The sequence below is a fragment of the Glutamicibacter sp. NPDC127525 genome (assembly GCF_042672105.1).
Lineage (GTDB): Bacteria > Actinomycetota > Actinomycetes > Actinomycetales > Micrococcaceae > Glutamicibacter.
Genome location: NZ_JBHXVN010000003.1, coordinates 273901 through 291513 on the forward strand (window position 1 = coordinate 273901; position 17613 = coordinate 291513).

17 protein-coding genes are annotated in these 17613 nt (G+C 60.2%); 8 read left to right on the forward strand and 9 right to left on the reverse strand.

Translation table 11 applies throughout. The features are described 5' to 3' along the window. Nucleotides 1-31: 31 nt before the first annotated feature. From ACFVHU_RS09335 to tdh, 4 genes are all read right to left on the reverse strand, one after another. Entirely contained in the window at nt 32-1390 is a 1359-nt protein-coding gene (locus ACFVHU_RS09335; protein ID WP_388024052.1) for an ABC transporter substrate-binding protein, read from the reverse strand. A gap of 134 nt (nt 1391-1524) precedes the next feature. Further along, complete coding sequence (locus ACFVHU_RS09340) at nt 1525-2541, reverse strand: LacI family DNA-binding transcriptional regulator (RefSeq protein WP_388024054.1); 1017 nt, start codon at nt 2539-2541, stop codon at nt 1525-1527. Nucleotides 2542-2611: 70 nt separating this feature from the next. Then, nucleotides 2612-3811 carry a glycine C-acetyltransferase gene (locus tag ACFVHU_RS09345; protein WP_105657176.1) on the reverse strand — a complete coding sequence of 400 codons (1200 nt, stop codon included), beginning with the start codon at nt 3809-3811 and terminating at the stop codon, nt 2612-2614. Nucleotides 3812-3842: 31 nt separating this feature from the next. Continuing rightward, nucleotides 3843-4895, reverse strand: a complete 1053-nt coding sequence (gene tdh, locus ACFVHU_RS09350; RefSeq protein WP_105657175.1) for an L-threonine 3-dehydrogenase — start codon at nt 4893-4895, stop codon at nt 3843-3845. Between the two features lie 135 nt (nt 4896-5030). Here tdh and ACFVHU_RS09355 point away from each other — a divergent pair, with 135 nt between their 5' ends. From ACFVHU_RS09355 to ACFVHU_RS09365, 3 genes are all read left to right on the forward strand, one after another. Continuing rightward, nucleotides 5031-5936: a LysR family transcriptional regulator gene (locus ACFVHU_RS09355; protein WP_388024056.1), complete on the forward strand. Its 906-nt coding sequence runs from the start codon at nt 5031-5033 to the stop codon at nt 5934-5936. A gap of 757 nt (nt 5937-6693) precedes the next feature. Beyond that, the gene (locus ACFVHU_RS09360; RefSeq protein WP_388024058.1) at nt 6694-7446 is read left to right on the forward strand and encodes a phosphotransferase; all 753 of its coding nucleotides are present in this window, start codon (nt 6694-6696) and stop codon (nt 7444-7446) included. Nucleotides 7447-7583: 137 nt separating this feature from the next. Next, on the forward strand, nt 7584-8078 hold the full coding sequence (locus ACFVHU_RS09365; RefSeq protein WP_388024060.1) for a GNAT family N-acetyltransferase: 495 nt from the start codon (nt 7584-7586) through the stop codon (nt 8076-8078). 205 nt (nt 8079-8283) lie between these two features. Here the strand turns inward: ACFVHU_RS09365 and ACFVHU_RS09370 are convergent, their stop codons facing one another. Both ACFVHU_RS09370 and ACFVHU_RS09375 read right to left on the reverse strand, forming a co-directional pair. Further along, a complete protein-coding gene (locus tag ACFVHU_RS09370; RefSeq protein ID WP_388024061.1) occupies nt 8284-9129 on the reverse strand; it encodes a hypothetical protein in 846 nt (281 codons plus the stop codon). A gap of 5 nt (nt 9130-9134) precedes the next feature. Further along, complete coding sequence (locus ACFVHU_RS09375) at nt 9135-9686, reverse strand: RNA polymerase sigma factor (protein WP_388024062.1); 552 nt, start codon at nt 9684-9686, stop codon at nt 9135-9137. Between the two features lie 434 nt (nt 9687-10120). Here ACFVHU_RS09375 and ACFVHU_RS09380 point away from each other — a divergent pair, with 434 nt between their 5' ends. The 3 genes from ACFVHU_RS09380 to ACFVHU_RS09390 all read left to right on the forward strand — a co-directional run bounded on the left by ACFVHU_RS09380 (nt 10121) and on the right by ACFVHU_RS09390 (nt 12604). Continuing rightward, entirely contained in the window at nt 10121-11329 is a 1209-nt protein-coding gene (locus tag ACFVHU_RS09380; RefSeq protein ID WP_388024064.1) for an MFS transporter, read from the forward strand. A gap of 107 nt (nt 11330-11436) precedes the next feature. After that, nucleotides 11437-12183 carry a formylglycine-generating enzyme family protein gene (locus ACFVHU_RS09385; protein WP_388024066.1) on the forward strand — a complete coding sequence of 249 codons (747 nt, stop codon included), beginning with the start codon at nt 11437-11439 and terminating at the stop codon, nt 12181-12183. A 118-nt stretch (nt 12184-12301) separates the two neighbouring features. Next, on the forward strand, nt 12302-12604 hold the full coding sequence (locus ACFVHU_RS09390; protein WP_388024067.1) for a hypothetical protein: 303 nt from the start codon (nt 12302-12304) through the stop codon (nt 12602-12604). Between the two features lie 389 nt (nt 12605-12993). On the opposite strand, the gene ACFVHU_RS09395 is transcribed toward ACFVHU_RS09390, so the two are convergent. Further along, nucleotides 12994-13824: an aldo/keto reductase gene (locus ACFVHU_RS09395; RefSeq protein ID WP_388024069.1), complete on the reverse strand. Its 831-nt coding sequence runs from the start codon at nt 13822-13824 to the stop codon at nt 12994-12996. A 44-nt stretch (nt 13825-13868) separates the two neighbouring features. Further along, complete coding sequence (locus tag ACFVHU_RS09400) at nt 13869-15050, reverse strand: MFS transporter (protein ID WP_388024070.1); 1182 nt, start codon at nt 15048-15050, stop codon at nt 13869-13871. Between the two features lie 114 nt (nt 15051-15164). On the opposite strand from ACFVHU_RS09400, the gene ACFVHU_RS09405 reads away from it, so the two are divergent. Then, nucleotides 15165-15611 carry a MarR family transcriptional regulator gene (locus ACFVHU_RS09405; protein ID WP_332503593.1) on the forward strand — a complete coding sequence of 149 codons (447 nt, stop codon included), beginning with the start codon at nt 15165-15167 and terminating at the stop codon, nt 15609-15611. 55 nt (nt 15612-15666) lie between these two features. Beyond that, entirely contained in the window at nt 15667-16320 is a 654-nt protein-coding gene (locus ACFVHU_RS09410; protein WP_388024072.1) for an HAD family hydrolase, read from the forward strand. 108 nt (nt 16321-16428) lie between these two features. Here ACFVHU_RS09410 and ACFVHU_RS09415 read toward each other — a convergent pair whose 3' ends face one another. Next, the gene (locus ACFVHU_RS09415) at nt 16429-17610 is read right to left on the reverse strand and encodes a Gfo/Idh/MocA family protein (protein WP_388024074.1); all 1182 of its coding nucleotides are present in this window, start codon (nt 17608-17610) and stop codon (nt 16429-16431) included. Nucleotides 17611-17613 lie beyond the last annotated feature (3 nt).

Genomic DNA, 17613 nt, shown 5'->3' on the forward strand with positions numbered 1-17613 from the left:
TCCCGGCCGTTGGCGATGGACCAGATGGCGACTAGGAGTCATAGCCGGACTGGATATTTTCAAGCACTTCCTTGGTCGGCTTGCCATCGACCCAGTCCACCAGGCCCTTCCAGAAGGAGTCGGAGCCGACGCTCTTGGGCATCAGATCAGACCCGTCGAAGCGGAAGGTGGTGTTCGGATCCTGCAGCAATTCAACAGCGGAGCGCAGCAGATCGCTGCTGGCGTTCTTCGGATCAAGCCCGGAGTTCGCCGAGATCACGCCGCCGAGTCCAACGCGGCTATTGGCCCAATCCGCGCTGGCCAGGTATTCCTGGACCTTGGCGGTATCCTCATCATTGGAGAAGGCGGCAACGAATTCACCGCCGCCTACAACAGATACGGGGTCATCGGCTTTGGCTGGCGGGGCAACGAAAGCCCAGACATCCCCGTCAGGCGCCACGGTAGCCTTCTCGCCATCGGCGTTCTTGGAATCCAGGACGTATCCTTCCAGGAAGGATGCCTGGTGGGTCAGCGGGCAGGTTCCCTTGGCCACGGCCGTGCCAACATCGCCGAAGGCGGTGGCGTTGATCGACTTCACGTCGCCATATCCGGCGTTGACTTGCTCTGGGTCCAGCAGGATCTTTCCAACGGAATCGAAGGCGCTGGTGATTTCTGGCGAAGTGAATTCCAGATCTCCCGAAACCCACTCGTCGTAGGCTTCGGTTCCGGACTGGCGCAGGACCGCGTCTTCAATCCAGTCGGTGCCCGGCCATCCCGATGCCTCGCCCGAAGCGAATCCGGCACACCAGGCCGGTTCCTTGGTCTGCTTCGAGATTTCGGTGCCCAGGGTGGTCATTTCATCCCAGGTTTCCGGGACGCTCAAGCCCCACTGCTCGAACTGCTTGGGCGAGTACCAGATGTAGCCTTTCACGCTGGCCATCAGCGGCACCCCGTACTGCACCCCATCGACCTTGCCGTAGTTCTGCCAGTCTTCGGACCAGTTGCTCTGCAGCTGGGACTGCACTGCCTCGGGAAGTTGCTGCACCTTGCCCTGGGCCACGGTGGCCTGCAGCAAGCCCGGTTGCGGGAAGACGGCCAGGTCCGGGGTGTCGCCGCCTTGGACCTTGATTCCGATTTGGGATTCGAAGTTCTTGTCGCCGGTGTAGCGGATCTTGATGCCGTTCTCCTCGGACCACTTGGCCCAGGATTCTTCCAGCAGTTCCGCTTCAATGCCGGTGACCGGGCCGTAGATGTCGACGACTCCGTCGGCTTGGCCCACTTGCGCTTCGCCGCCGCCGGAGGCGTTGGGGTCATTGGGGTCTGCTCCGCCCGAGCAACCGGCCAGGAGCAGGCCGATTGCTGCCACCGAGATAACCGGCGCGAACTTCAGCCCGCGTTTTGCTTTAGTCATGATGCCCTCCACGTTGGGTAATGCCCTGCCGGATGAGGCGGCCTGGCACGAGTGATCCCCTCAATAGTGACGCAGGTCATCGACGCGCGTCAACAGTTATGGGAGAACACCGTGGAGAAATTGGCGCGGGCAGGTCATTGCGGTGCCGGGCCCGAGCTGTCCCGGACCACCATCAGCGGCGCGACCAGTTGCTGCACCGGCGCTTGGGAGCGCCCCTCGATCTGCTGCACCAGGGCGTCCACCGCGGCATGGGAAATGGCCTCCCCCGGCGGGGCCACCGTGGTCAGCGCCGGGGCAACCATCTCGGCCGAACGGTCCCCGACCCCCAGTGCGATCACCGAGAGGTCATCGGGGATCCGCAACGCAGCCATGCCAGCGGCGTTGACAAATCCCGCGGTGGCGAACTCCTTGAGCGCCAGCACCGCAGTGGGTCGCGGGTGCAGTTCCAGGTAGGCATTCAGCGCCGCGCGGCCGCCGCGGGCGTTGTTTTCCACCGGCACTTCCTGCATCGCCATGCCCCGATCGCGCACGGCATCGCAGATGGCCCGGGCCGTGCGGATGGCCGGGCCGTTGCCGGCTTCCTGGTCTTCCACCGATACGTTGATGTACATGATGGATTGGTGGCCGAGGCTCGCCAAATAGTCCACCGCGATGCGCCCGGCCTGGGCAAAGTCATTATCGACATAGGACAGGTCCGCGCTGTCATCGGGACGGCCAATGGAGGCAAAGGCAATGCCCGCGCGCCGCAGGACATCAAAGCGCGGGTCATTGATCGACACTTCCATCAAGAGCACCCCGGCCACCAGCTTCTGTCCGACCAGGCTTTCCAATCCCATGGCATCGGTCATCGGGTTGGACCACAACAGCATGTGGTAGCCCAGCGCGCGGGCACGCTCCATGGCGGCGGTGACGTACTCGAACTCGGTGGAAGAATAGCCGTCCAGGCTGGTGGGAAAGTGCAGGGCAAGGATGCCCCGGCGCGATCCGGCCAGGCCCTGGGCAAAGGCATCCGGGGTGTAGTTCAACTCCCGCATGGCCGCCAGGACCCTGGCCTTGGTCGCCTCGGAAATGGTGCGCCGGCCGCTGATCACGTAGGACACGGTACTAGGAGATACGCCGGCCAAGCGCGCCACGTCGTTCCTGGTAGCCATGAGCCCACCGCCTTTGGTTATTCCAACTCGTCATCCCTATTGAAACACGGCGCCGGGCAATCCCCCTGGGTCAGCGGCTGGCGACGAATGCCTGCACGCAGGCCTCGATATCCTCAGCCGAATGCGCGGCAGAAAGCTGGACGCGGATGCGCGCGGCCCCCTTGGGCACTACCGGGAAGCTGAAGGCCGTGACGAAGACGCCCTGCTCGAGCATCTTGCCTGCGACCTCTGCGGCCTTGACCGCGTCGCCGAACATCACCGGAATGATGGCGTGCTCGCCGTCGAGCAATTCGAAGCCCTCTTCGGTCATGCGGCGGCGGAAGTGCGCAGCGTTCTCGAAGAGCTTCTCGCGCAGGTCCCCGGAGTCCACCACCAGGTCCAGCGCCTTCAACGTGGCAGCGACAATCGATGGAGCCAGCGAGTTGGAGAACAGGTACGGGCGGGCCTTCTGGCGCAGCATCGCGACAACCTCGCCGCGGCCGGACACGTAGCCGCCCGAGGCGCCGCCTAATGCCTTGCCGAAGGTGCCGGTGTAGATGTCCACGCGGTCCGAGACTCCTGCATGCTCCGGAGTGCCTGCCCCGGTGGCGCCCATGAAGCCCACAGCGTGGGAGTCATCGACCATGACCAGCGCGTTGTACTTGTCAGCCAGATCGCAGATGGCCTCCAAGGGAGCCAGGTAGCCGTCCATGGAGAAGACGCCATCGGTGACGATGATGGTGCGGCGGGCGCCCGCCCCGCCGTTGAGCTGCGCGGCAGCCTGCAACTGGGTTTCCAGGTCGGCCATGTCCTGGTTGGCGTAGCGGAAGCGCGCGGCCTTGGACAAGCGGATGCCATCGATGATCGAGGCGTGGTTCAGCGCATCGGAGATGATGGCGTCTTCCTTGCCGAACAGCGATTCGAACACGCCGCCGTTGGCATCGAAGCAGCTGGAGAACAAGATGGTGTCCTCGGTGCCCAGGAATTTAGAGAGCTTGGCTTCCAGTTCCAGGTGCAGGTCCTGGGTGCCGCAGATGAAGCGGACCGAGGCCATGCCGAAGCCGCGCTCATCCATGGCGGTCTTGGCCGCGTCGATGATCTGCTGGTTATCGGCCAGGCCCAGGTAGTTGTTGGCGCAGAAATTCAGCACCTTCCGTGCATCGTCGCCCAGCGAGCCGGCCATGATGGAAGCGGACTGGGCCGAGTCGATGTGGCGTTCTGCCTTGAACAGGCCGGAGGACTTCAGCTCGTCCAATTCGGCGGCAAGCTGGTCTTTGAGATCCGTGTACATTGCAAATGCTCCTTGTTGATGCGGGAAATTCTTAGCCTGAGAAAACGGTCCAGTCGAGCACGACCTTGCCGCCGTGCCCGCTGCGAGCAGCTTCGAAGCCCTGCTGCCATTCGGTGGCCGGCAGGAAGTCGGTAACCACCGAAGCGATGCGCTCGCGCATCACCTCCGAGGAGGTGAGCATGGCGCTCATGGCGTACCAGGTCTCGAACATTTCGCGGCCGTAGATGCCGCGCAGGGTCAGCATGTGGGTGACAACCTTGCCCCAGTTGATGTCGATCGAGGTGCTGGGCAAGCCGAGCATGGCGATCTTGCCGCCATGGTTCATGTTCTCGATCATTTCCGGCAGGGCGGTCTTGTGCCCGGACATTTCCATGCCGTAGTCGAACCCTTCGACCATGCCCAGCTTCTGCTGCGCTTCCTTGATGCGGGTGGTCGCGACATTCACGGCCAGATCGATGCCCATGGACTGGGCCAGTTCCAGGCGCTGCTCGGAGACATCGGTGATGGCGATGTTGCGGGCGCCGACGTGGCGGGCCACTGCCGCGGCCATCAGGCCGATGGGTCCGGCACCGGTGATCAGCACGTCCTCGCCCACCATCGGGAACTGCAGTGCGGTGTGCACGGCATTGCCGAACGGGTCGAAGATGGCGCCGAGCAGCGGGGTGATGCGCTCATCGCGGTGGATGTAGACGTTGCTTTCGGGGATCACCACGTATTCGGCGAATGCGCCGTCGCGCTGCACGCCTACCGAATCGACGTTGATGCACATCTGCTTGCGGCCCGCGCGGCAGTTGCGGCACAGGCCGCACACTACGTGGCCTTCACCCGAGACGCGGTCGCCGATCTTGACCCCGTGCACGAAGTCGCCGATTTCCACGACCTCGCCGTAGAACTCGTGCCCCGGAACCAGCGGCGTGTTGATCATGGCCTTGGCTGCATCGTCGTAGGCTTCGATGTGCAGGTCGGTGCCGCAGATTCCGGCGGTCATGACACGGATCTTGACCTCGTGGGCACCGGTCTCTGGTTCTGGGCGATCAACGAGTTCCAGCCCTGCGTGCGGGCCGGACTTGTACAGTGCTTTCATGCGGGTTCCTTTGGATTGGGCACCTGGGTGCGCGCAACACAGACATGGGGTCGATTCAAGTGTCGCACCCGACAGCACGGGACAACACCTTAGAAGATCACTTATTTACTGATCCAACGATTTAGTATTTACTTCATGGAATTACATCAGTTGAGGATTCTGCGTGAACTCGCGGATTTGGGCAGCGTCAACGCCGTGGCGAGGGCCCTTTTTGTCTCACCCTCAGCGGTCTCGCAGCATTTGGCGCAGCTGCAGCGCAACTTCCCTGCGCCCCTGACCCAGAAGGACGGACGCAGGCTGGTCCTGACAACCGAGGGAAAACTGCTGGCCTCCGCCGCAGCGTCAGTCGCTTCGACCCTGGCCGAGGTGTCAGCGAGGATCCGCACCCAGGAGCAAGAGCGGGACACCCCCATTCGCATCGCGGGATTCCATTCCATTGGGCAGACCATTTTCGCCCCGTTGCTAACCTACCCGGAAGGCCAACTGCCCCCGCTGCGCTTTTCCGACGAAGATGTCTCGCAGCAGGATTTTCCGGCGCTGACCTCGACGTACGATTTGGTGCTGGCACACCGGATGCCGCACACGGCCCCCTGGCCCGAAGACCGGATCAGCGTTATACCTCTGGCTTTCGAACCGCTGGACGTGGCGATCCACCGAGATCATCCCCTGGCCAAATTCGAGGAGCTCTCCCCCGAGCAGGTGATCGACGAGCCCTGGGTCGTTTCCCGCTCAGGGTACTCACCGGCCGACGTCCTGGAAACCATCGCCGCGCTGGCCGGTAAAGCCCCGCGGATCGAGCACCGGGTCAACGACTACGCCACCGCCGGCGCCTTGGTTGAAGCCAGTGGTTGCCTGGGAATCCTCCCACGTTTCACAGCACGAAAGACTCTGGATGAAACGGTGACTTTACGACCAATCAAGGGATTGAATTCAGGGAGACAAATCGACCTCTTATTGAGAGCCGAACATTTGCATCGAATTACCATCAATGATGTCATCGAGGCGATCAGGAGCACCGTGAAACGGCTGGTCATCAACTGATTCTGCAACTCGGGCAACACGGTTTCAACCATTCCGAATTCGCGGCTACCAAGCTCTCTTGATCTCACAAGACGCGCTCTCTCAAGCTGCTGCACCCTGAACAGCCAAGTCCTCGCTCAGCATGCCTTGCATCAATTTCCGGTCGCCGGCTCCGTGCCGACGGCCAACCGTAGAGGATGGGTTCTGCAAGCCGGATAGTTCGCTGCGTCGCTTCACATTCTGAGCCCTGCGAAGACAAGTGACTGGCTCCTCTGGAAGTGAATTGCCGAACAAGCGGAACCCTCTTCAATCTATTTCGTTCACAGCCCAGACTGTTGACATGTATCGGTTAGTCGACCGTCAGCAATGCAACTTCCAAAGAGTGGAAACAGGCAACAGCCTGCCTCGCGTTTTCATCGGGTCGGGAGCTTCAGGCCAAACGAACAGAGGGCTAGTCTCCGTTAAAGAGGGTTCCACAAGAATCAACATTTCCCACGAATAGCGCTCGAGCACCAGCGCACGATCGAGCAACAACAGATGTTTTCTTCCCCAGAAACGCTGTGGCGCCTTTGGCTCATTTTCCATGTCGCGCATAAGGTCCCTTCACCGGGCATTTTCTCAGGCGGGGTATATGGGAATCTGAAATGTTTGAAAACTCGGAGTTTCAAAAATTGGCCGAGTCAATAAAACGTATGTCCCGTATGACGACCGGCTTGCGGGACGTCCCCGTGGAGCTTCCCTCTGCGGAGCGGCAAGGCGTGAGCGCTAGGCTTGTGGGATGGAAGAGGTTCACCTGGCTGGAGGCAACGCCACCGATGGCGTGGTACGCGTCGGCTCCACGGTACGTAAACCGTGGTCGGCAGCCACTCCGAGTGTGCTCGCATATATGAGGGCTGTGCGCAACGCAGGCGTCGATGTGCCCGCGGTATATGGGCAAGACGCCCAGGGACGACAAGTGACAGAGTTTGTCCCCGGTTGCCTTGCCATGGACTCGGGGCCATTATCGCTCTCAGAGCTTTCCCGGGTAGGTCGCCTGGTGCGCACTATCCATGATGCCAGTGCGGCCTATGAGCCGGACTTCGGCTCAACTTGGATCACACACATTCCGGCGCCCGGGGCCGACCTGATCTGCCACAACGATCTGGCCCCGTGGAATCTCCTCATCGGAGACCGATGGGTGTTCATCGATTGGGACGCGGCCGCACCTAGTACACGCCTATGGGATCTCGCATACGCCGCGCAGTCCTTCACGCTAAACGACGCATCGGCCGACCCTCATATGGCCGCACAAGCACTGGCAGCCTTCATTGACGGCTACGACGCCGACGAAGAGCCCCGGGCAGCGCTGCCCTCCACGATGTGGCAACGGACAACAGCTATGCACGAACTGCTCAAAAATTCCCATGCCAGGGGAATCGAACCGTGGGGGGCGATGTTCACGACTGGCCACGGTGACCACTGGAACACCGTGACCCAGTTCGTGAGGAACAACGAGTCCCTTTGGCTCGAAGCGATCCGGACTGTTCGATAGACCTTCCGCTTACGGGCGCGTAACGAAGACAACTTAGGACTGTCAGTGCAGTCGCTATAAAGCGAAATAGCAAGTGGAAACATTTACGTCTCTTTGCGAAGCCCAATAATCTATCGATCCTCCTGTAGATTCGGGGCATGGAAGACCTTTCGATTCGCGTTGCGAACCTTGATGATGTGCAAGCCATTCGGTCAATTGGGCTCGTCACGTGGCCAGCTACGTACCTGAGTTTCACCAGTCCAGATTTTGTCATGGAAAACCTCAATACATGGTGGTCTCACGACTCGGTGAGCGCATCAATCACGGATGACACGACGTTCATTGCTTTTCAGGATGGACAGGCAGTTGGCACGCTAACCTTCGGGCTGTTTGAAGGCGAACCTGTAATCTGGAAAATTTATGTCGTGCCCGAAGCCCACGGACGCGGTATTGGCAGTGCTCTTATGGACGTAGCCCTTACTGCAATTGGCCCAGCCCATGAGGTAAGGATCGAATTTGTGAAAGGGAACTCTGCGGCCCAGACATTCTATGAACGACGTGGCTTCAAATTCGATTTTGAAGAAGATATGGCAGAGGGTTTCACAACAGTTTGGCTTCGTAGACCTGCCGGCCCAATTATTTCAGTAACCTAAATTGTGTCCCGCAGGGCGTTCCCCTTACGGGACGTTCTCAAATGCCATTCCGGACAAACTCCTAACGGGACAAAATGACTGTCCCCGCGGCGGTGAGACGCTCTTTCTGATGCCCAAAGCAAAGCACTGCTAGAGGTAACGGGCGCGACGAGGCTTCCATTATGGTGCCTGGTTGCTCGTCGCGCCCACACTGTCACCAGTGACTCTAGGACGGCATCCTTGGGGTTGCGTCCTTGACAACCGTCTGGTCCTTAAGAGTGAGTGTGTAGGAAATCGCCGGAGCGGGTCCACCGTTGCCCTCCAATTCGTCACCGAGGGCCTTGCCCGGCCACCAAGCAGCGTATCTGCCGTCCTGAACGGTGGCTTCGACCAATTGGCCGTCCGGAGTCGTGATCGTTACAGCTGTTACATCCTCACCAACGTTCCCGTGGGTGAGGGCAATTTCGGGACGATCACCGAACCCGAATATATTGCCACCACGAAATTCGGCGATGTTTCCCTCAGTGAATTCCCCCGCAACCGGGAGGAACCCTTGATCGCCACCTCCCCTACTGAAATCAATGTTGTCAGCCTTTTGTGCTCCGGCAGGCAAGTGGGCTAGACACATACCTGCCATGTGTTCGGAAGCGGTGTAAAGCAACACCACCCAATCACCCCGTCGCTCGGCAAGATCCAATTGCGGGGAGGATAGGTCCAGGTGGCCGCGGCAGGCCGCATCGGCTACGGCCTTATCGGTGCTGCTGATGGAAGTTGGCACAGCATTCCATGACGCATACGCCGTACCATTGCTTCCCGTCCCCGGTAGGAGCACCACCGTTGCGGTGATGGCAGCCACCGCGGCCAGAGCAATGGGAGCCCCTATGCGGCGTACAGGTTTGAGTCGACGTTTACCGATAGCACCACTCATGGTATTTCCGTTGTCCGGATCGCTGGCGAGAATTTGTTGCAGCCTCGCGTTCGCCCTGATCTGTCCGGCCTGGTCCAGATCGCCTTGGGGAGCGGAATCGAGGGGTCGAAATGCCTCTAGTTCCAGGTATTTGTTCTTATCCATGTCAGTCACTCCGTCATGAGGGATCCGGCGAGGGGTGCCGGGAAGGGGGCGGAATCGAGTTCGTGTCGCAACGATTTGCGCGCACGATGAAGCCGGATGCGGTAGGCCGCCGATGAAATCCCTAGTACTTGGCCCGCCTGTGACGAAGAAAGATCTTCCCAAATCGTCGTGGCCAGGACTTCTTGGTATTCAGGGCGCAGCCGTTGCCAGGCGGAGGTCAGGTCAATGCGTTGATGGGTCAGCTCGGCTTCGGCGTCAGTGTAGATAGGTGTCCGGGCTGCGATCCGGACCGCCAGCGCTCCTTGGCGTGCCTGCCCGCGTTGGTTGTTAAGCAGGCAGTTCCGCGCGGTTGCGAACAGCCAGGCTCTGGCATCGTCGTGCTTAATAGGGAGTTCGTCCAAACGCCGCCAGGCGGCAAGAAAGGCCTCGTGGACGATGTCCTCCGCGTGGTCTGGACCTGCCCGTCGTTGGATGAATCGCAGGACATCGGTGTAGGCCGATTCATACAATCTGGAGAACCGCGCCTCCCGATTCTGCTTTATTTCTGAAGTGCTCATACCTATACATGTCCAGTCGGTGCGAGTTGTTACCCGAGACGGGATCCAATTTATGATTGCCCAGACCATGTCTGATCTTGGGGTGATGAACTCTTGAAGGGACTCGCTCATTCCCGACATTGGCGAACGCAGCCATTCCCCGGACCTTCTGGGCCAGAATAGCTTGGTTGTCCCGTGGCCCTAGAATCGATCTAGTCAACAGCCCGCCTCATTTCCCGCCTGTTCAGTCTGGTGCCGTGTTGCTGTCCCGTAGAACGTTCGGCTTACGGGCGCTCCTGTAGAGGACCCCCTAACGGAACGCTGTTCAAAGCAGACCCCTTGCGAGACGAACAACCCAAAGATCGGAGTCCTCGGCCTTCCCGACGAGGCACTTAATCCGAACGGCACTTGTCAGATTGCAACAGGCCGTGGAATTGCCGGTAGGCTCTGAAAGCATGTCGCTGGGACGAGAGTATAGGAAGCTGTGGGCCGGGAACGCGGCCTCCAACTTCGGCGACGGCATGAGTTTCGTAGCCATTCCACTTCTGGCTACGGCCCTAACATCCAACCCCTTGCTGATCGCGGGCCTGTCGATGGTCTATTCCGCCGCCAAGTTCCTGGTCGTTCTGCCGATCGGAGCTTTCGTTGACCGGCTGGACCGCAAAACCATTCTGTGGGTCGCCAATCTGAGCAGAAGCATCCTGTTGATCGCACTGGCAGTGTTGGTCGCCACCGGCACCGGGTCAATCGTCGCCCTCTATGTGGTCTTTACTTTGATAGGGCTCCTGGAAACGGCGGCAGACAACTCGGCACTATCCATCCTGCCGTCCCTCGTGCACACCAAGAACCTGGACAAGGCCAACAGCCAGATCACAGCGACCCAACTTGTCGCGGATGAATTCATCGGTCCACCGCTCGGCGGACTGATGTTTGCCGCCGTCATCTCCTTGCCTATCGCCATCACGGGCGGGGCCTACGCGGCAGCAGCCCTGTTCTTCCTGGGGATGGTCGGCAATTTCCGTCCCAAGCGGCTCAACGCCAAACCTCCTTCTTTGCGCCGCGAGGTGGTCGAGGGTGCCGCCTGGTTGGTACGTCACCGGCTGTTGCGCTCACTGGCGATCATCAGCGGGCTGGCCAGTGTCGCGTACATGATGCCGTTTTCGATCCTCGTCCTTTTTGCCGAGGACGTCTTGGGCTTGGGGGCGCCCGGCTATGGGATTTTGCTTTCGGTCTCGGCCCTCGGCGGACTCATCGGGTCAGCCGTGGCCGCGCCGCTGCGGCGCAAGATTGGCTACGCCGCGACCACCGCGGGCAGCTTGGTCCTTGGATCGCTCAGCTTGTTTGCTATCTACGTGACCGATGTTCCCTGGGTGGCGGCATTGTTCTTGGCCGCATATATCTTGCATGCCGTGCTTTTCAGCATTTGTCTCAGTTCCCTGCGCCAGCGACTGGTCCCGGACGAGCTGCGTGGACGGGTCAATGCCGTCTCCAAATTGTTCGGCCTCGCCGGCCTCACCATCGGAGCTGCGCTCGGGGGCCTGTTTGCCACGGCCAGTGGTCTTGCAACCCCGTTCCTGGCGGGGGCACTCGTGTTCGCCCTCTGCGCTCTCATCGCATGGCCGAGCCTGCGGACATGGGAGAACGCCAACCCCGCAGTCTCATGACCCAAAGCCGTGTCCCTCCACCCCGTTGCAAAGGGAGGTCTCGGCCTTCCCACGGTTCCTGTCCCGGTGAAGGTTCGGCTTATGGGACGGTATGGGAACATTATGGAATGCCTACCTTTGACCTCCGTCCGTTAACGGCCGGACAAGTAGAATTGCACGACGCTCGACGGAAACGCCGCTGGACCGTCGATCTAGAACCTTTCGAAATTGGGGCTATCTCCGTCACCACGGCGCAGTACGGGCAACTGATGAGTACTAGCGAAGCAGGTTCCCAAGCACCTCTGGTAGATATCAATTGGTTGGAAGCCATCAAGTTTTGCAATGCAGCGTCAATCAATGAAGGGCTTGCCCCTGCATACATCTTCGAGGCAGGCGAGGTAAGTTGGCAGACCAACGCCTCCGGGTACCGCCTGCCTACCGAAGCCGAATGGGAATACGCGTGCCGCGCTGGCACCGTGGGGCCACATTATGGCTCCCTCGATGCCATTGGGTGGACAGCGGATGACAAGCTAGAGAACCCGAAGGAAGTTGGTCAAAAACTACCCAATGCCTTCGGACTCCACGACACCCTTGGAAACGTATGGGAATGGTGCTGGGATCTACCCGATCCGGCCCGCTACGACGATTACCGAGTCTTCCGCGGGGGCGGTTTTGCTGATAAGTCGTGGAGCCTGCGGGCTTCGACGCGCCGCGGTGGTGCGCCTGGGATGAGCCACCCAGACGTTGGTCTGCGCATTGCACGGGGCGCTTTCGATGAGGAACAGGCAGCGCAAGGCTGGTCAGCCGAGGTTGATTCTGAACGGGGAAAGATCACTGGCATGCTGCCATCGGGGTGGACGCCCCGACGATATTGAGACTGACCAATGCAGGACAGCCCATATACATTGTGGCGAGTGTCCCACAGGAGATTCCCTTTTTGGGACGGCTCTAGAACGCCCGCTTGATTACGCTCGAGCGCGATAGATTGTGAGCATGAGTGCAGAAAAGATCAGGGCAACTCTCGTTGATCCTCGATACGTCAGTCAGGAAAACCCGAATCCCGTGTATCGGATGGACTTCTGGGACGAGGACCGTGCCTGCTACGAGAACCGAATTGAAGACGCAGAAAGCATTGTTGACGTCCTCGCGTGGACAGAAGCGAATCGCCACGGCCGCTACGCCGTGATCTGGGTCGAATACACCTATGAAGGCGGGATCGGCATGACTCGACTCCACGGCTGGACACCAACAGAGGCAGGATCGTCTTCTGCCAATGACCCCTACTTCAGACAGTAGTCACACAGCGGCTGACTGACATGTAGGACATGACACGTTCAGAGTCCCATAGGATGACCGCTACAGTTGTTGCCTAGGCCGGGCAAATTGGTCTAGGCAACAACTTTTTTACTCAGGCCCTATCGATGGTCTCCTTATTTGGTGATAGCCCCCGCCAATGAGGTAGTCGCCGCTAATGCGTTCGATGGTGGCCATCGACTGGGGCGACTTGGCGAACCAGGTTCTGGCATACCCAGCCGCTCGTGCCCATGCCGACTAGACGGTCAATCCGATCCACATGGGGATAATGCCTAGAACGCGACGTTCACAACGCCCCGGACCATCCAAGCCAGAGATGCTGCCCGCGGCCAGTTGAGGGCACAGGCAGCATCTAGGTTGTTGTCATCAAATCAGCCGTTAAAGGTGTCCGGGTTTGGGCCGGTGCGTCCATCACGATCAAGGGCATCAATGCTTGCCAGTTCGCCGCTGGTCAATTCGAAGCCGAACAGGTCCAAGTTGGCGATGATGCGTGATTCAGTGACAGACTTCGGGATGATCACCCGGCCCTGCTGCAGATGCCAGCGCAGGATGACCTGAGCCGCGGACACCTCATGCGCCTGAGCGATGCCCACGATGGTTTCTTCGGTGAGCATTGCGCCCTGAGCCAGCGGGCTCCATGCTTCGGTGACGATGCCGTGCTGCGCGTTAGCTGCAACGACTTCGCGGTTCTGCAAGGCAGGGTGGAGTTCCACCTGGTTCACGGCCGGAACGATGGTTCCTTCGGCGACCAGCTGCTCCAGGTGCTCAGGCTGGAAGTTGGAAACCCCGATGGCGCGGATCTTCTTCTCTGCATACAGCCTCTCCAGCGCCTTCCACGTCTCAATGTAGAGATTCTTTTCCGGGGCTGGCCAGTGAATCAAGTACAGGTCCAGGTAGTCCAGGCCCAAGCGCTCAAGACTGGCATCAAAGGCTTCCAGCGTCTGCTCGTAACCCATGTCCGCAATCCAGATCTTGGAGGTGATGAACAGGTCTTCGCGGGCAAGGCCGGACTGGGCCAGTGCTGCGCCCACGCCTTCCTCATTGCCGTAGATCGCGGCGGTATCGATACTGCGGTAGCCGGCCTTGAGCGCTGAACCCACTGCAGCAGTGGTCTCTTCATTGGGAACCTGGAAGACTCCAAAACCTACCTGGGGCATTTCAACGCCATTGTTCAGCGTGATGGTTGGAATGGGGGTAGTCATGTCTAACTCCTAGAAATTGGTTGGGGACTGAACAAAACTGTGGATTAGCCAGCTGTAACCAGCTGGGGTGATGCTGCCGAAGACTTCTTGGCCAAACCCATGGCCAGGAGAATAACGACCAGTGCGACGAGGGTGATCAGTGCGCCGATCCAGATCGGCGAGGTGTAGCCCAAGCCTGCCGCAATGCCCAGGCCGCCAGCCCATGCGCCCAGCGCGTTGCCGACATTGAACGCACCGATGTTGGCGCCGGATGCCAGGGTCGGTGCATTGCCGGCGTACTGCATGATGCGGCTTTGCAGACCGGGAACGGTTCCGAAGCCGAAGCCACCCATCAGCAGCAAAGCGATAACGGTGGCGATCTGGTTGCTTGCGAAGAATCCGAAGAGGACAAGGACCACCAGCAGTGCCGAGATGAAGATGAGCAGAGTGCGGTCGATGCTCTTATCAGCCATGCGGCCACCGATCCAGTTGCCTGCAAACAGGCCCACGCCGAAGAGCATCAGCAGCCACGGAACGCTGGTCTCGTTGAATCCGGTGACCTCGGTCAGGGTGTAGGCGATGTAGGTGAAGGCACCGAACATACCACCGTAGCCAAGGACCGTGACACCTAGGGACAGCCAGACCTGCAGCGAGGTGAAGGCCCCGAGTTCTTTGCGCAGCGAGATGCCTTCGGCTGCGTGCTTGATGACTGGCACCAGCACGAGGATGCCGATCAGGGCGATAATGCCAATGCCGGAGATGGCCCAGAAAGTCGAGCGCCAGCCGGAATGCTGCCCCAGCAGGGTACCGAAGGGAACACCCAGCACATTGGCCGCGGTCAGCCCGGTGAACATGATGGCAATGGCGCCAGCCTTCTTGTTGGCCGGGACCAGGTCAGCTGCCACGACCGCGCCGATGCCGAAGAAGGCACCGTGGCACAGGGCGGCGATGACGCGGCCGATCATGGCCACTTCGTACGTTGCGGCCATCGCGGTAAGCGAGTTGCCGATGATGAAAAGTACCAGCAACCCGACGAGCACCGGCTTGCGCGGCAAGCGGACGGTGGCTGCGGTCAGGCCGAGGGCGCCGACCACCACGCTCAATGCGTATCCGGAAATGAGCCAGCCAGCTGCGGCCTCGCTGACGCCGAAGTCGGCCGTCACATCCGGCAACAAGCCCATGATGACGAATTCGGTAAGCCCGATGCCGAAGGCACCGATGGCCAACGCAATAAGACCGAGCGGCATAGCGTTACTCCTGATAGACTAGATAAATTAGTTGCACACGCTTGTTATTGCGCGATGAACACTATCGTTGCACACGCAACTAACCAGCGCAAGCAAGTACTTTTGGAGGAACCGATGGGAATCGCAGATGATGCTGTCGAAATTCGGGCAAGAGGGTGGCGCACTTTGGCGTCGTTGCACGGATTAATCGATACTGCACTTGAAAAGGACCTGACGGCGCAAGTGGGGCTCTCTGTGGTCGAGTACACACTTCTGGATGCCCTGAATCGTCAGGATGGCTGGCATATGCGCATGGCGCAGCTGGCCCGCGCCACGGCCCTGAGCCCCAGCGCAACGACGCGACTGGTTACCAGGCTCGAAGACCGCAATCTGCTCTCGCGGGTGCTGTGCGCCGATGACCGCCGCGGCATTTACACCGAGCTCACTGCCACTGGCCACGAGCTGTACCAGAAGGCCAAGCCCATTCACGATGCCACGCTGGAACGCGTGTTGAAGCAGGCAGAAGAGCAACCTGAGCTGGCGCCGCTGGCCCGCATTCTCCACGAGTTCTCTGCCGCGTAGCCAATTGCTGAATCCTTGGAAGGGACCGTCCTTGCTGCATCCGAAATTTTCCGCCGTGCTTTTCGATTGCGATGGCGTCCTGGTGGATTCCGAGTCCATCACCAATTCCGTGCTCCGCCAGATGCTCATAGAGCTGGGCTGGGAGATCAGCCCCGAGCAATGCATCGAGATCTTCATCGGCAAGGCGTTGAAAGACCAGTGGCAACCCATTCTCGACCAGACCGGATTCCGGATCGACGACCAGTGGATTAGCCAGTTCCGCGCACGCCGCGACGAAGCGCTGCGCTCGGAGCTGCAGCCGATCCCCGGAGCGCTGGAAGCAGTCAAGCAGATTTCCTCGGTCTACGGCCAGAACATTGCCTGCGCCACCGGCGCAGACCGGGCCAAGGTCGAAATGCAGCTGGCCCTGGCCGGGTTCACCGAGTACTTCGGAGACCGGGTCTTCAGCGGCATGGAATGCCCACGCAGCAAACCGGCACCGGATGTCTACCTGGCCGCAGCCGCGTCACTGGGCATTGACCCAGCTGGCGCACTGGTTATCGAGGACACTGCCACCGGGGTGGCTGCCGGGATCGCGGCCGGCGCGACGGTGTACGGCTATTCCAACGGCGGACCCACGAGCACTTCGCCCGAGCTGCTGCGCGCAGCTGGCGCAACGCAGGTGTTCACCTCCATGGATAAGCTGCCAGCTTTGGCATCCAAGCAATAAGCCAGAGCCCCGGGGAGCTGGCCGGTTCGCCTAATCTTGGCAGGCTCTGCCTGCTCAGAACGTTGAAGCGACCGCCCAGCTGCACCAAAAATGCCAGCCCCATCGAGGTCAGCTAACGGCCGCCGCCTGCTGGTTGGCAGCGAAATACTCGGCGAGCTGTCCATCGAGCGCTGGAATTTGCAGGGCCTCTCCCTCCGCGCGCATTGAGCGGGCGCCGTAGTCGCCCACGGCCACTGCCGCGCGAGCGGCAACCGGGGAAGTATCGGTCGCTCCCCCTACGCGGGCAAAACGCAGGAACTCTGCGATCAAATTCGGATCTGCGCCGCCATGGCCTTCATCATCGCCATTGACTTCGACCTTCAAATCCGGTTCGGCGAATCCATGGGTGCTGCGGGTGTTCCACACGTGAATGAAGTCCCCGGGACCGTCGCCGAAATTCTCCAACCGCCCGGCGCTGCCGATCACTGTGTAGTTGCGCCAATAGTCAGGGGTGAAATGGCACTGCTGGTAGGAAGCCAGCACCCCGTTATCCAGCTTCATCTGCACCATTGACAAGTCTTCCACGTCCAGTTCTGGGTTCAGTTGCGTCTGCTTGGCCGGGGGCCAGTTCGACAGCGAGAACCAGTCGCGCATGCGCAGATCCGAGTTGTCCCGCCGATCGGTGACGTCCCCGTAGACGGCCAGCGCGCCAACGCCCGAAACCTGGGTGCTGTAGCCTCCGGCCAGCCAGTGAATAACGTCAATGTCATGGGCTCCCTTTTGCAGCAGCAGCGTATTCGCATAGCGCTGCTGGGCATGCCAGTCCTTGAAGTAGTAATCTCCGCCGTTGCCTACGAAGTGGCGGCACCAGACGGCCTTGACCTCGCCGATGGTCCCGGAGTCGATGAGCTGCTTCATCTGCCGAATCACCGGCATATGGCGCATATTGTGTCCAACATACAGCCGGGTGCCTGTGCGCCGAGCGGTATCCAGGATCTCGTCGGCCGCTTCCAAAGTGATATCCAGCGGCTTCTCCACGAAGGTCGGAATACCGGATTTCAAGGTGCGCACCACCACGTTCCGGTGCGTGTAGTCGGGGGTGAGCACCAGCACTGCGTCCAGCTCGAAGTCCAGCAATTCCTGCAAATCCCCGGTGACTACCGCATCAGGAAGCGCCTCAGCGGCATCCTGACGGCCGCGTTCGCTGGTGTCGCAAACAATGGACACGACGCTGCCTTCGTTTGGGCGCTGCAGGTAGCGGTGCAGGGAAGCGCGCAGCCCGAAGCCGATAATGCCAACTTTCAAATCCATGTT